A 14,630-nucleotide genomic window follows, 5' to 3' on the forward strand; every position below is an offset into this window, starting at 1 on the left:
TCAATACCATCCACTGAGCGAAACTTCCTGCAACCGTGGGCAACTCGTGGCAACGCATTGAGGCGCCCGCGCTGCGGCGTACACAATCGTCTGTCGGCACGACCACGGCGTAGTAGTCACGGAGGCGCGGATGCGGAACGGACAGTTGCTGATCGGCGGGGAGTGGTGCGAGGCCGCCTCGGAGGCGACGCTCACCACGGTCGATCCGGCCACGGGCGAGGCGCTCGCGACGGTCGCGGACGGCGGCGAGAAGGACGTCGATGCCGCGGTCGCCGCGGCACGGGCGGCCCTGCGCAATCCGAGCTGGGCCGCGATGCCGCCGTCCGAACGCGCCCGGCTGCTCTGGCGCGTGTCCGAACTGCTCGAGCGCGACGCGGATGCCTTCGCCGAGTTGGAGACTCGCGACCAGGGGCAGCCACTGCCGATCGCGCGTGCCGTCTCCGTCGCCGGAGCCGCCGAGCACTTCCGCTATTTCGCCGGCTGGGTGACCAAGATCGACGGCCGGGTGCCCGCGCATTCGGTTCCGCAGGCGCTGAACTACACCACGCGCGTGCCGGTGGGCGTGTGCGGCCTCATCACACCGTGGAATTTCCCGCTGCTCATCGCCGCGTGGAAGCTGGCGCCTGCGCTCGCCTGCGGAAACACCGTCGTGCTCAAACCGGCCGAGCAGACACCACTTTCGGCGGTGCGGCTGGCACACCTGTTCGCCGAGGCAGGATTTCCGCCCGGCGTGGTGAACGTGGTGACAGGCGGCCCGGACGCCGGCCGGGCTCTGGTGGACCATCCCGGCGTGGACAAGGTGTCGTTCACCGGGTCCACGGAAGTCGGGCGCGACATCGTGCGCGCGGCGGCCGGAAACCTCAAGCGGCTGTCCCTCGAACTGGGCGGCAAGGCCGCGAGCGTCGTCACCGCCGACGCCGATCTGGATGTCGCGGTGCCCGCCAATCTGCGTAGCGGCATCAACAATTCCGGGCAGGTCTGCGGCGCGTCCTCGCGCTTCTACGTGGCGCGCTCCCGATACGACGAGTTCACGCAGCGGTTGGCGGACGCAGCCGCGGCCGTGCGCGTGGGGCCCGGACTGAACGTGGGCACGCAGATGGGCCCGCTGGTCGGTGAGGAACATCTGGCCCGCGTGGACGGCTATGTGCGCAGCGGAGTGTCGCAGGGCGCAACCATCGTGACCGGCGGGAAGCGCGCCGACGGCGACCTCGCGGCGGGAAGCTTCTATCCGCCAACCGTTTTCGCCGACGCACGGGACGATATGCGAATCGCCCGGGAGGAGATCTTCGGGCCGGTCCTGACCGTCATGCCCTTCGACGACCTCGACGAGATCGCGGCACGCGTGAACGACTCCGAGTTCGGACTCGTGGCCTCGGTGTGGACCCGGGACCTGGCCTTGGCGCATCGGCTCGCCGAGCAGATCCAGGCCGCCTGCGTGCGGGTGAATATCGTTGCCAGCCTCGATCCGGCCGTCCCGTGGGGTGGGGTGAAGGCCAGCGGCTGGGGCAGGGAGATGGGCGCGGAGGCGATCGAGGAATACACGGAGGTGAAGAGCGTCTGGATCGGGCTTCAGTAACGGCGGTGGCGCGCGGCCACGGCGTCCGCACGAAAGTCCTTTCCAACGAAGGAAACCCGGTCCTGCCACCAGCAGAACCGGGTTTCGCTGTCCGGGTCAACTGTTCTGGCTACCCACGGGCCCTCGCCTGCTCATCAGCCGCACGTGAGCTGGCTCGAGTTCGTCGATGGCACTGACCCCGAGGAACTTCATCGTCCGCTCGATCTCCGCGGACAGGATCTCCAAGCTACGAGCGACTCCGGCCTCGCCACCTGCCATCAGGCCATAGAGAAACGCGCGCCCGACGAGGGTGAAATCCGCGCCCAGGGCGAGGGCCGCGACGATGTCCGCGCCGTTCATGATGCCGGTATCGAGCATCACCGTACCCCGATCACCCACGGCCGCAACGACTTCGGGGAGGATATGGAGCACCACCGGGCCGCGGTCGAGCTGGCGCCCGCCATGACCGGAAACGATCACGCCGTCCGCGCCGTGGTCCAGCGCGCGGCACGCATCGCCCACGGTCTGGATGCCCTTGACCAGTAACGGCCCGTCCCATGCTTTGCGCACCCACGCCAGATCCTCGAATGTCACACTCGGATCGGCCAGTCGGCGCACCAGATCGCTGGTGGAGCCGCGGCCAGTGGTGTCGAAGGCGAAACTGTACGGCTCGGTCGTCAGAAAGTCGAACCACCAGCGCCACCGGTACGAGGCGTCCAGGAAGGTCTTCGCGGTCAGCCGGGGCGGAATCGTCATGCCGTTGCGCTGATCCCGCAGGCGATTGCCGCTGACCGGCACGTCGACCGTTACGAGCAGGGCCTCGTATCCGGCGGCCTTCGCATTGCGTACCAGCTCGAGCGATAGATCACGGTCCTTCCACAGATACAGCTGGAACCACTTGCGGGCCTCGGGCGCGATCGCCGCGATCCGCTCGATCGAGGTCGTGCCGACGGTCGAGAGTGAGAAGGGTATCCCGGCACGCGCGGCGGCGGCCACCGCCGCGCGTTCACCCGCGGAATGCAGCATCCGGGTGAATCCGGTGGGCGCGAGGCCGAATGGCAGCGCGGACGCCCTGCCGAGCACAGTGGTCGAGGTGTCGGTCTTGGAGACATCGCGCAGCACTCCGGGCCGGAATTCCAGATCCGTGAAGGCCTCTCGCGCACGCCCGAGACCGACCTCGCCGTCGGCGCCGCCATCGGCGTAATCGAACGGACCGGACGGGGTGCGGCGCTTGGCAATTCGGCGCAGATCCCAGATGTTGTGCGCCTCAGCCAGTCGGCGCTTGGTCGAATCGCGTTCGCGGGGTGCGGGTTTCAGCAGCGGCGCGAAATCCTCCAAGCGCGGGAAATGTCGTTCGAGACTCGTCATCGAAAGTCCATCCGATCGGGTGAATGATGGGTGTTCCGCTACCCGGCCGCGACCGGGCCGCCGTAGGTGGGCTCTGCGAGAAGTTCCCAGGGAGACGGGAATTCGCCCACCGGCACCTCGATCAGCACCGGCTCGGACCCAGCCTCGCGGATCACGCCGGATAGCTGCCCGGGTGACTGCACTCGGAATCCGCTGATCCCGAAACTTCTTGCCAGAGCAACGAAGTCGGGGTTGACCAGCTCGGTGGCGATGGTGCGTCCGAAATCCTCCTGCTGAATGCGCCGCACGTTGCCGAAGTAGCCGTCGGCGAACACGACCGTGATCAAGCCGATGCCGTATTTGCGAGCGGTGGCCAATTCCTGTAGGCCCCAGCCGAATCCACCGTCACCGGTGATCGAGACCACCGGAACGTCCGGGCGGCCGACCTTCGCCCCCAGCGCGGTCGGAAAGCCGTAGCCCAGGGTGCCCTGGTAGCCCGGGGTTATGAAGGTTCGGGGTTCGTACACGGGATAGGCGATCCGCGAGGCGTACCCGATCTGGGTCAGCTCCTCGACGAGCACGCCATCGTCGGGCAGCGCCTCGCGAATCGCGGTCAGCCACGCGAGTTGCGGCGCGATCGCCGTCAACTGTTCGGTGCATTCGGCCCGAACCCGCGCCACCTCGGCCGCCCGTCGGGAGGGCCCGGACCGCGCGGGCAGGGCATCGGCCAGCGCCTCCAGCGCGGATAACGCATCAGCCAGGACAGCGATCTCCGGTTTGCGCGGGCCGCCGAGATCGGCGGGCTCGACATTGACCAGGACGACCTTGGTACCGGGCGCGGTGATCAGGGGCCTGCCCCGCAGCGTCATGAACCGGGTTCCCACGGCCAGCACCACATCGGCCTCGGGCAGCACCCGGCGCCCACCCAGCATCGTCAGGGCCAGCGGATGCCGATCGCTGATCGCACCCCGGCCGTTGCGGGTGGTGACGACCGGTGCGTCCAGGGTTTCAGCGAGCCGGGCCAGGGCCCGCGACGCCCCACCGGCCACCACGCCGCCACCGGCGAGGATCACCGGACGCGAGGCGGCGGCGAGCAGCGCGGCGACCTGCTCGATATCGTCCGCGTCGAGGGCCGGGTGCTCGGCGGGCGTGGGATCGACGAGCGTGATATCGGACTGTGCCGCAAGGACATCGGGAGGAATCTCCAGCCCGACCGGTCGCGGTCGGCCCGAGCGCACCTCGTGGAATGCCCGGCGCACCAGGGCCGGGATCTCCTGCGGTGTGCGGGCCATGGCCGACCATTTCGTCAGTGACGCGACGAACTCGCTCTGCCCCGGAATCTCGTGCAGCATCCCGAGTCCCTGCCCGATCGCCGGCGAGGGGATCTGCCCGGCGAGAAGAACCACGCGACTCGAGCACGCATAGGCCGTCGACAGCGCCGCCCCGGCGTTGAGCAACCCAGGCCCGGGAACCACCATGCACACCGCGGGATCACCGGTGGCGCGCGCGAAACCGTCCGCGAAATAGCCCGCGCCCTGCTCGTGCCGAGCCCCGACGAAGCGAATCCTGGTGCGCTGCTGCGCCAACCCATCCATCGCGTAGTCCAGCTGGATACCTGGAACACCGAATACGGTCCGCTGGCCCTCCCGCACCAACTGTGCGGCAAGTGCCTCGCCACCGGTCATTCGCATAGTGCGTGCCAACTCCTTCTGCGCATCATCGGGCACGGCCTCGATGGCGTGACCAGGCGGAAATTCGACGGTTCCGGTACGCCTCGACGGGACGTGTCGACGGCGAGCGACGTGAACCGTCGCCACCCGGCGTACCGGCCGAGCGCACAGGCCGGAGCACCGGTCTGCTCAGAATAGGAGAAGAAAGCCGATCGTCCAGACGCCCAACGCCTTCCGATCATTGAGTGGAACGCTTATGGTCACGGGCCATCCCCGATTGGCATGCTGACGGCGTTCACCTCGGTGTCCGGATCGGAAGTTCGTCATACCGGTACTACCGGCCTCCTCTCGCTCCGGCACCGAGGTGGACGTGGTGTCGAGGCCAACGCCCAGCACCGTCCATCGCACGCACTTCGGTCTGCCCTCGCACGAAACCCACTCACCGAGCGATGATTTCGCGACGCGACCAGGAGCCGAACTTCCGAATATCCCGTGAGGTAGCGCACCAGTGACACATCCATCTTCCCGGGACGACCAGCACCCCGTCGATACTCCGGTGGTCATCATCGGAGCGGGGCCCGTGGGCATGTTCCTGGCCCTCGATCTGGCGGCCAAGGGCGTCCGGTCCACGGTGATCGAGCAGAACGCGTCCCACCGCGCGTACCCCAAGGGCAATACCCACAACGCCCGCACCATGGAGCATTACCGTCGCCTCGGCCTGGCCGATGCCGTCCGCGCGGTCGGTCTGCCGCCCGGATACCCGACCGATGTGGTCTACATGACCAGGCTCAACGGCCACGAACTGCACCGGCTGCGGATGCCCTCGGCCGCGGAGAAGATGGTGGAGGCGGCGGCGCACTCGGTGACCGGCCAGATTCCCGAGCCCGTGCACCGCGCCAACCAAATGTACGTGGAACAGGTGCTTTTCGAGCATGTACAGCGGACCGATGAGATCACCTTCCGGCTCGGCACCGAATTCCTCGGCTTCGAGGAAACCTGCGGCGGGGTCAATGCGCGCGTCCGGCCGGTGGGCGGTGAGACCGAAGAAATCGTCTCGTGCCGGTATCTGGTGGGCTGCGACGGCGCGCACAGCCGGGTCCGCCGGCAGTTGGGCATCTCCTATGCGGGCAGCGAGGAGGACCTGGGATTCCTCAGTGGCCCGCGGCATTCGAAATACCTACGCATACCCGACCTTCTCACGGATGTCATCCGCGCACCAGCGTGGCAGTACTGGCTGCTGCGGCCGGGTCGGATCGCAACCCTGATCTCGCTCAACGGGCGCGACGAATTCCGCATGAGCGTCATCAGGGGTGACGTGGACAGTGACGAGGCCCTACGTGAATTCATCGACGACAGCGTCGGCGAGCACGTCGAGGTCGAGATCCTCGGATCCCAGGACTGGGTGGCGGGTCTGGCCTTGGTCGCGCAGCGCTATCAGCGCGGCCGCGTGCTGATCTGCGGCGACGCCGCGCATTTGTTCACGCCCACAGGCGGTTTCGGCATGAACACCGGAATCGACGATGCGGCGAACCTGGCTTGGAAGCTAGCGGGCGCGGTACAGGGCTGGGCCGGGCCACATCTGGTGGACAGCTTCGAGGCCGAGCGCAAGCCCGCGGGCCTACGCAATACCGGCGCGGCGGTCAACCTCGGGCGCTCGGTCAAGGACGTGACGCTGGACCCCGACCTGGAGGCAGATACCCCGAATGGGCGCGAGGCGCGCGCCGAGCTCGGGCGCTTCCTCGAGGATCAGAAGGAGGAGTTCGCCTCGCTCGGAGTGCAATTGGGCACCCGGTACGAGGGCTCGCCGATCATCTGGCCCGACGGGACGCCCGAACCGGAGAGCAGTTACGACGTCTATGTGCCCACGGCGCGTCCCGGCGCGCTGGCCCCGCACCTGTGGTTGTCGCAGTCGCAGTCGCTGTTCGATGTGCTCGGCCCCGGATTCACCCTGTTACGCACACACTCCGACGCCGCGTCCGCCGAACCCCTGGTCGCGGCCGCGCGGCGACGTGGGATTCCACTGGCCGTCGTCGATCTCACCCTGCCGCAAGCCCCCGAGCTCTACGGCAGCGACCTCGCGCTCATCCGGCCCGACCAGCATGTGGGGTGGCGCGGCAATGAACTCCCGGATCCCGACGACCTACTCACCCGAGTCACCGGAGGCACCGTATGACCGCTACCGAGAAACCACGTCCCGAGCTCTTCGATGTCGGCGGCTACCGGCTCGAGCGGCCGTTCCGGGTGCGCCGGCTCGGCCATATCGGCCTGAACTGCACCCTGATCGATGAGAGTATCCGCTGCTATCGGGATTTGCTGGGCCTGCGTATCTCGGATCGGCTCGATTTCTCCCGGCGCGTATCCGATCCGGCGATCCTGGCCGGGCTCGGCGACCCGGGCGGGTATTTCATGCGGCACGGCACCGAGCACCACAGCTTCGTCCTGTTCAACCGGCGCGTGCACGCCGCCATCAACGGGCAGCAGATCCTCACCGGCCCGGTGACGATCAACCAGATCTCCTGGCAAGTCGGCTCGTTGCGGGAGGTCGTGGACGGCGAGGCCTGGCTGCGCGATACCGGCAATTCGGTGCAGCGAGCCGGCCGGGATATGCCCGGATCCAACTGGCACACGTATTTCACCGATCCGGACGGGCACACCAACGAACTGTTCTACGGCATGGAGCAGGTCGGCTGGACCGGCATCAGCAAACCGCTGCATTTCTACAAGTATCTGTTGCGGAAAACACCTACGCTGCCGCAGATTTCGGAGACCGAGGAGGTGTCCACCGCACTCGCGAGCGACGTCGACCTGAGTGAGGGCCTGCGGGACGTGCCCGACGAGGCGGGCCGTTTCGACGTGGGCGGCGTACTGCTGTCCCGGCCGTTCAAGATCGTGCGGATCGGCCCGCTGCGGCTGTTCGTCACCGACGTCGAGGCCGCCCGGGATTTCTACCGGAACGTACTGGGCCTGCGGCTGACCGAGGAGATCCGGTACGAGGGTCTGCGTTGTGTATTCCTGCGGGCTGGCACCGAGCACCACGCCGTCGCACTGTATCCGATCGAGCTGCGGGAGCGGCTGCACCTGAGCGCGCACAGCACCACATTCTCCGTCGGGATGCAGGTGGGCACTTATCGCCAATTGCGCGATGCCAGAACATATCTGCTCGGCAACGGGATGACGGAGGTGACGCTGCCTCCGGAGCTGTTCCCCGGAATCCCCCGCGCGTTCCGCGTCCGTGACCCTGACGGCCACCTCATCGAACTCTACGACACCATGCGCCAGGTACACCAGCAATCGCCCCTCGACACCGCCACGACCGGCTGGCCCGAAACCATCGACGACGACGAAGCTTTCGACGGTGAGCCTTATCTGGGCCCGCTCGAGTAAGCCCGCCGCGGCCCTGGGGGATCCTCGATCCCACAGGGCCGCAGAAATCCCCGGCATCGATGGATCGGCCGCAGCGCCGCAGTGCGGCCGGCGCTCAGCCTCGGCGCGCCGCGTTCGAGGCGGCGACAGCTTCGGCCTTCCTCAGATCTCGGGGTGTCTCGAATTCGATTGCGCCCCTGGAGATCACCACGTCATGCTGTTGCGGGATCTCGGGCAGAAGCACTGGCGGAACGGCGACCACGTGCAGTTCGAGGTCCTGTTCGGCGGTCACGGTCAGCGTCTCACCGACCTCCGCCTGAACAGCGGCCAGGTATCCGACCCGCATATCGGCGACCACGCCGCCGCCACCGAGCACGACGACGAAACGGCGCGAATCCTCTGCCGAAACCCATTGCGCCCCAGTTTCGATTTTGACCCATTCGATCCGCAAGGCCCGCTCGGTGAAGGCGCCGAAGAACTTTCGCTGCACACCCGGCTGGCCCGCCACCGGCAGGTAGTTGTAATTCGCCGGGTCGAACTTGATCACGTCCGCGTAGCGGGGCCTGGGCATCAACTGCTCGCCGGGGCGCCTGGTGCCGCGGGCCGCGTCTGCCTTCTGTGCATCGGTGGGCATCCCCATACCCAGTCCGGACGCCCCGCCGAACTGCAGCACCAGTTGCAGTTGTTTCGGGTCACCCAGCGGATCGTCCTGCGGACCGTAGTAGACGCCCTCCGGAAAGTATCCGATCTCCCCCTCGTGCAGAATTCCCTGCTCGCCCAGGTTCATATCACCGACGATCGGAAGCCTGATCTGCTCCAACGAATGCCGGTGCCGCGGCATGTGGAAATCGCCCTCCTGCCGGCCCAGCACGTAACGGAAGTTCTCCGTCGTCTCCGAATCATCGCCCGACAGTAGATAATTGAACGCCACCGTACCCATGGGGTGGTCCATGTGATACGCGCTCTCGTCGTACGGTACGACCTTCATCGCGACCTCCTCGGGTCTGACACCATCCTCACCCAGTCCACCATACCTACCTAGTAGGTTTCCAGCTAAAGTTCCAAGGATATAGCGCGGTCACCGCATCGGGCCGTCCGGTCGGCCTTCCACCAGATGGTCAGAACGCGGCCGACGCGCCGGACGAAGCTTACGGAGGCCGATGGTTTGCGTAGCGCCATTCAGACGGCACCAGCACCGACCGTGACGGTGGGGTGTCATCACACGGTGTCGCCGGTGAAATGACAGAGGCCCCTCCGCGTCGAGCGAAAGGGCCTCCTGCCGGTTGCGCGACCGAAGCGATTCAACCCCCGACCTTCTCCGATTCGTAAGCAGGTCGGGCTGATCGACGACGAAGCACTTTCACCGGCAACTCCACAGTTACTATGCCCGCGGTCAGACGTGGAGCACGACGGGCATGGTCTCCCAGCCGCTACGTACTACGTGCATGACGGGCACCGGATCTGCCGCGGGTTCGATCCGCGAGAATCGATCGAGCAGCCCATTGAGAACAATCGGCGCCTCGAGTCGCACCAGGCGAGAGCCGGCGCAGACGTGGGCGCCACCACCGAAGGCCAGGTGTTTGACCGCCTCTTTGCGAGTGACGTCGAAGCGATGCGGCTCACTGAATACGGTCTCGTCGCGGTTCGCAGCCATGTAGACCAGGTACAGATGCTGTCCTTCCCTGATGGTTTGACCAGCAATCTCATGATCTTCAGCGGCAGTGCGGACGAACGCCCGCGCCGGAGTAACCATTCGCAGCGTCTCCTCCACAGCCAAAGGCACCAGCGACCTGTCGGCTCGCAGAGCATCCCACTGGTCGGGGTTGCGCGCGAAGTGATAGACGAGCCCATTGAGCAGCGACCTGGTTGTATCACTCCCCGCAGCGAGCATCGTCATGGCGAACGTTACGACGTTGGCTTGCGACACTTTGTCATTGTGAAGTTCCGCATCGAGCAGCACCGTGAGCAGGTCCGCATCACCCGGATGCGCACGCTTGTGCTCGATGTTCTCGATGATGAAGCGCTGCAGGCTGGCAAACTCGGCGACCGCCGCCTGTAGTTCCTCGAACGTGAGATTGCCGCCGAGCTTTTCGAGTTCTTCACTCCAGGCCAGAACTCGGTCATGATCCGCCGCAGGAAGCCCGATCAGATTGGATCCCGCCCTGATCGGAATGTTGGTCGCAATGACCGACCAGTCGAAGGCTTCCCCGACCGGCACCTCATCGAGCAGTTCAGCGGTGTACTCCGCGATCGGCCCGCTCATCGCCTCCATCGCCGAGGCCGAGAACGCCGGGGCCAGAACCCTGCGTAGATCTTGGTGTCGCACCCCGTCCGTCGTGCCGACCTGCTCGCCCCCTTTGGGGAAGAAGGAATCGGTCATGGTGGTATCGCCCAACTGGTCCTTGTACTTCACATCGTTCAGGAATTGTCCCTCCCGGTTGCGAAACACCTCAGGTTTGCTCACCACGTCGCGGATGTCGGCATACCGCGTGAGCACGAATGTGTCGAGCGACTCGTAGTAGAAGGCCGGCGCCTCGCGACGCATTCGGTCGAAGGTCGTCCAGGGGTCGTCGAGGTAGAACGCTGGGTCTTCGATGCGCACGGCATCCCTCAAGTCGACGTTGTTAGCTGCGTCCATGCAGACTCCCCAGTACCGAAGTAATGTTAACATGATTACTTAAGTAACTATAATCACACTTTGTCGACAGTCAAGGGAGTCCAATGAGCAACGACGAACAGATCGCACACGCTGACCGCGCGGTTTGCGCCGGCTCGGGCCTGTGCGCGTACGTCGCACCGAACCACTTCGAAGTACGCGACGGAGTGGTCGCGGTAATCCGAGCTCGCATCGCCCCATCCGATTCGACGCAGGTCACGGAAGCGATCGACTCGTGCCCCACTCGCGCCCTGAGCCTTCGGGCGGCCGCCGAACCCTCGGGCGAATCCTGACTGATCACGTAGTCGAACTGCCAGGCCGGGCCACGATCCGTTCAAGGCGTCACCGAACACCGAAGACGCCTTGAACCACGTGGACGGCTACGTCCCGAACCTTTCGGCAACCAGCAAAATCTGGGACAGGTGCACAGCTCACCAACACGACCAGACGAGACACCGAGTTCCGCTCGTCGAGGCAATCGGCAGAGTAGCCGTGCACCCTCCATCCAGCCGATGAGCCGACCTCGCCGGCGTCCCTAATGATGATCATCATTCAGTCGGACCAGCCGCAATGAAGCCTGCTGACGGTCACGACAGTCGTCCCGCCGCCCACGCTGGATGGACATCGCGGCGAGGGCGGACTCGCCGTCATGAGCCGACTTTCGATATCGGTCACACGGACACCGCGCATCTCGTACACCTCCATCAGCTTCGCTTGTGCGGCAAAACTTTCCGATCAGGATCGGTGGCCAACGCCGCAGCGACCCACTCCTCGATGCCCCTGGGGCGCATGGTTACCAGCTGTTCGCATATCGGTAATATAGACAGGTAACCTGAACAGGTATCCTGTTTAATATACCTGAGAGAAGGAAAGAGTGATCCAGTTGACCGAACCTCGCGCACTCCAGACGACGCAGTCACCGCCAGCCGGATCACCCTTCACCTGGCGGTTCACGACTCCACTTCTCGTGGGGTCCACCTTCAACCCGATCAACAGCAGCATCATCGCCACAGCGCTGACCCCGATCGCCCGTACCTTCGACGTCTCGGCGGGACGAGCCACAATCCTGGTCGCGGCCCTATACGTGGCCAGCGGGATCGCCCAGCCCACGATGGGCAAGCTCGCGGCCCGGTTCGGCGGCCGCCGGGTGTTCCTGGCCGGCATCATTCTGGTGCTGGCGGGCGGCATCCTCGGCACCATCGGAACGAGTCTGGCGACGCTGACCGTGGCCCGCGTCATCCTCGGCATCGGCACCTCGGCCGGTTATCCCTGCGCCATGCACCTCATCCGCGGCAGGGCCGCTGATACTGGCATCGATGCGCCGGGCAGCGTGCTGGGTCAGCTGACCCTGGCCGCTCAGGTGACGGCCGCCTTCGGTCTACCCCTGGGCGGACTGCTGGTCGGAGCGGCTGGTTGGCGAGTCACTTTCGCGATCAACATTCCGCTCGCCCTGATCGCGGCGGCCATGGCCTGGCGCTGGATTCCCAGCGATGCACCATCCGAAGCACGCCCCAGCTTGCGGTCCATCGCCTCGGATGTCGACCCGGCAGGAATCCTCCTGTTCGGCGGGGCGTTCAGCTCGCTGCTGATCTTCCTCATGGGCCTGCGCGCCCCGAACTGGATCACGCTGGGGCTGGCTGTGGTCTTGTTCGCCGTCCTCATCGCCTGGGAACGCCGCGCTGCGGCCCCGCTGATCGACGTCCGGATGCTGGCAGCCAACCGACCGCTCTGCCTCACCTACCTCCGGACCGTGGTCAGCCTGTTCGGCGGATACTGCGTCATGTACGGCGTCACCCAGTGGCTCCAGGACGGAAAGGGCTTATCTGCCCTGATCACGGGCCTGGTTATGCTGCCGATGTCGGCCGTGGCGATCTTTGTCTCCGGCCCCGTATCCCGCCGCAACCTGATCCGCAGCCCGCTGCTCGCCTCGGCAATCATCGCCTTGGCGGTTGGGATCGGCCTACGCCTGATGGACGTGCACACCCCAGTTGTGCTGATCTTGATGGCTACCATCGCCTTCGGCGTCAGCTTCACACTCGGCCCCCTCGGCCTACAGGCGTCCATGTACGACCAGACTCCAGCCCCACAGATCGGACCTGCCGCGGGGCTACTGCGCACCTTCACCTACACCGGGGCAGTGTTCTCCTCGAGTCTGATCAGCCTCGTCTATTCACCCACGGTCAGCACCGACGGCCTGCACACACTGGGCAACCTACTCGCCCTGACCAGCCTGCTGAGCGTCGTGCTCGTCGTCGCCGACCGCCGCCTGCCGCGCCGAATCTCCCAAGCGGGCAGCAGTGATGCCACGGAGCCTGTAGTGAGATAGGTCGGTTCCACGAACGAAATCGGCAGTGACCAGGGCGTCGAAGATGGCGATACGGTGCGGTATATCGCACCGACGGCGTGGCGCCCCGGTCACCTCTGTCCTCGCCGGACGATTGGACAGCTATTCCAAATCTCGAATTCGCCGACTCCGCATACGAGGCGACGACCAACGAGTTGTGCGGGATCACCGCTCGGTCACGAAGAACTCGAGCCGAGCGGCAGGTCCCGCACATACATCATGTGTAGTCGCGCGGAGCCACCAGATCGCCCTGATCGACTCGTTACTGCGCCGAGGCGACTCTATGCTTCGCCCTTTGCATGCAGGGTGTTGTACATCTGGGCCGCACTCGCCACACCGACCGTACCGCCGACCAGGGCCCCGCCCAGGATTGCGCCCACACCTCCCATTGCGCCCGCGCCCAGGATGCAGCCACCGATCGCGGCGAGTGGGGTAACCGGCGGAGCGACCGCCATGAGTGCGCCGCCCGTGATAGCGCCGAGCGGGCATCCGATCGCTGCCCCGGTCACGCCACCAACCATCGCGCCCACACCGCTGGCCAGTCCGAATTGGGCGCCTGCTTGACCGAGCGCGGCATTGAAGTCGGCCTGCTGGTCGACCTGCTGGACCGGTGCGGGATTCAGCACGGGCTGTGCAGCTATGGGTGAATCTGCTTCTCGTCGGGGAATTCCAGTGGCGGCGACGGCCGGAATGTCGCTTGCCGCCTTGGGCGGCGTATCGAATTTCTGCCCAACGACCGCCCTGCCCGTTGCGTCCGTGACCTGCACCACACCGCCTCGGGTAGTGAGTGTTCCCAGCGGAGTCGACAGCACCGCGGAACGATCCTGCGTATTAGCGGCATAGCGCACACCCGGAGCGAGTGACACGCTCAGAGTGCTCAGGTCAGGTACAGGTGTTGCCGCGACAGGAACGGCGGCGTTCGCAGAGCCTACCGTTATGACGCCGATGGTGCCCACAGCCAACGTTGCGACGGATACGGCGTAGTTCAGCTTCTTCATGACATCCTCATTCATAGGTCCGCGTCCAGCTGGAATAGCGGATTTGCATGTGGCGCAGACGAATTGGGTACGACCGAGGCCGAACCCAACTCCCGGGCCGCCCCTGCTGAGAGCCGACCGGGATCACTACCCGGACATGCAGCGCCAACGGGCCTCGCCCTGCTGCACCAAGTACTTCCCGGCCTCTCCTGTCACCGGCGCGGTAGGTCCTGCTCGCAGCACTTTACACAGGCGGCCTGTTTATCCGTCCAGGAATGGCGAACATAATCATAATTTCAGCGACAGGCCCATCCGGTTGCTCGACCAGGGCCGCGGCGGCTCCACCACATGCAGGAGGGTGCAGCACGACGAAGGCAGTTCCGCTGTCTGCCGACATCGGAGTCGAGCTGCGGGATCTCGACACGAGCAAGCCGCTGAACGAGGAGGAGAGCATGGATCTTCGTGAGGCATTCGACGGCGGCGTCGTTCTCGCGCGCGGTCACAAGCTACGCCGACTGGCGCTGTCCACACTGAACTGGTAACCGTTCCACACGACTACGGCCCGCCGATCCCTGTTCACAGGGATCGGCGGGCCGTAGTCGTATTCGCGTCTAGCTTGTTTCATGAGCAGTGCCGTCGGCAGCCTCCACGTGGTGAGGATGACGGGTTCCTTCTCGTCGAGCCGCTCACGGTCCTCCTGATGCGCCCGCAGGTCCGT

Annotated in this window: 10 protein-coding genes; 5 read left to right on the forward strand and 5 right to left on the reverse strand. The window is 65.7% G+C overall.

Annotation, left to right across the window (positions count from 1 at the left end; genetic code table 11):
* Positions 1 to 130 precede the first annotated feature (130 nt).
* Positions 131 to 1,576, forward strand: a complete 1,446-nt coding sequence (locus ON40_RS39445) for an aldehyde dehydrogenase family protein (RefSeq protein WP_040830587.1) — start codon at positions 131 to 133, stop codon at positions 1,574 to 1,576.
* A 96-nt stretch (positions 1,577 to 1,672) separates the two neighbouring features.
* Here the strand turns inward: ON40_RS39445 and ON40_RS39450 are convergent, their stop codons facing one another.
* Together ON40_RS39450 and ON40_RS39455 are read right to left on the reverse strand one after the other, a co-directional pair.
* The gene (locus ON40_RS39450) at positions 1,673 to 2,923 is read right to left on the reverse strand and encodes an alpha-hydroxy acid oxidase (protein ID WP_040830589.1); all 1,251 of its coding nucleotides are present in this window, start codon (positions 2,921 to 2,923) and stop codon (positions 1,673 to 1,675) included.
* Positions 2,924 to 2,961: 38 nt separating this feature from the next.
* Positions 2,962 to 4,593, reverse strand: coding sequence for a thiamine pyrophosphate-dependent enzyme (locus ON40_RS39455; RefSeq protein ID WP_040830679.1), 1,632 nt, complete (start codon positions 4,591 to 4,593; stop codon positions 2,962 to 2,964).
* A gap of 487 nt (positions 4,594 to 5,080) precedes the next feature.
* On the opposite strand from ON40_RS39455, the gene ON40_RS39460 reads away from it, so the two are divergent.
* Complete coding sequence (locus ON40_RS39460; protein WP_063713183.1) at positions 5,081 to 6,745, forward strand: FAD-dependent monooxygenase; 1,665 nt, start codon at positions 5,081 to 5,083, stop codon at positions 6,743 to 6,745.
* The gene (locus tag ON40_RS39465; protein WP_040830590.1) at positions 6,742 to 7,956 is read left to right on the forward strand and encodes a VOC family protein; all 1,215 of its coding nucleotides are present in this window, start codon (positions 6,742 to 6,744) and stop codon (positions 7,954 to 7,956) included. The genes ON40_RS39460 and ON40_RS39465 overlap by 4 nt, the downstream gene beginning before the upstream one ends.
* Before the next feature lie 94 nt (positions 7,957 to 8,050).
* Here the strand turns inward: ON40_RS39465 and ON40_RS39470 are convergent, their stop codons facing one another.
* On the reverse strand, positions 8,051 to 8,923 hold the full coding sequence (locus tag ON40_RS39470; protein ID WP_040830591.1) for a cupin domain-containing protein: 873 nt from the start codon (positions 8,921 to 8,923) through the stop codon (positions 8,051 to 8,053).
* Between the two features lie 405 nt (positions 8,924 to 9,328).
* Complete coding sequence (locus ON40_RS39475) at positions 9,329 to 10,573, reverse strand: cytochrome P450 (protein WP_157186729.1); 1,245 nt, start codon at positions 10,571 to 10,573, stop codon at positions 9,329 to 9,331.
* 83 nt (positions 10,574 to 10,656) lie between these two features.
* Between ON40_RS39475 and ON40_RS56385 the strand changes: the two genes are divergently transcribed.
* Both ON40_RS56385 and ON40_RS39485 read left to right on the forward strand, forming a co-directional pair.
* Positions 10,657 to 10,884, forward strand: a complete 228-nt coding sequence (locus ON40_RS56385) for a ferredoxin (protein ID WP_040830593.1) — start codon at positions 10,657 to 10,659, stop codon at positions 10,882 to 10,884.
* Positions 10,885 to 11,474: 590 nt separating this feature from the next.
* The gene (locus ON40_RS39485; protein ID WP_063713186.1) at positions 11,475 to 12,917 is read left to right on the forward strand and encodes an MFS transporter; all 1,443 of its coding nucleotides are present in this window, start codon (positions 11,475 to 11,477) and stop codon (positions 12,915 to 12,917) included.
* 299 nt (positions 12,918 to 13,216) lie between these two features.
* On the opposite strand, the gene ON40_RS52810 is transcribed toward ON40_RS39485, so the two are convergent.
* Entirely contained in the window at positions 13,217 to 13,933 is a 717-nt protein-coding gene (locus tag ON40_RS52810) for a hypothetical protein (protein ID WP_157186730.1), read from the reverse strand.
* Positions 13,934 to 14,630 lie beyond the last annotated feature (697 nt).

The sequence above is a fragment of the Nocardia jiangxiensis NBRC 101359 genome (assembly GCF_000308615.1).
Taxonomy (GTDB): domain Bacteria; phylum Actinomycetota; class Actinomycetes; order Mycobacteriales; family Mycobacteriaceae; genus Nocardia; species Nocardia jiangxiensis.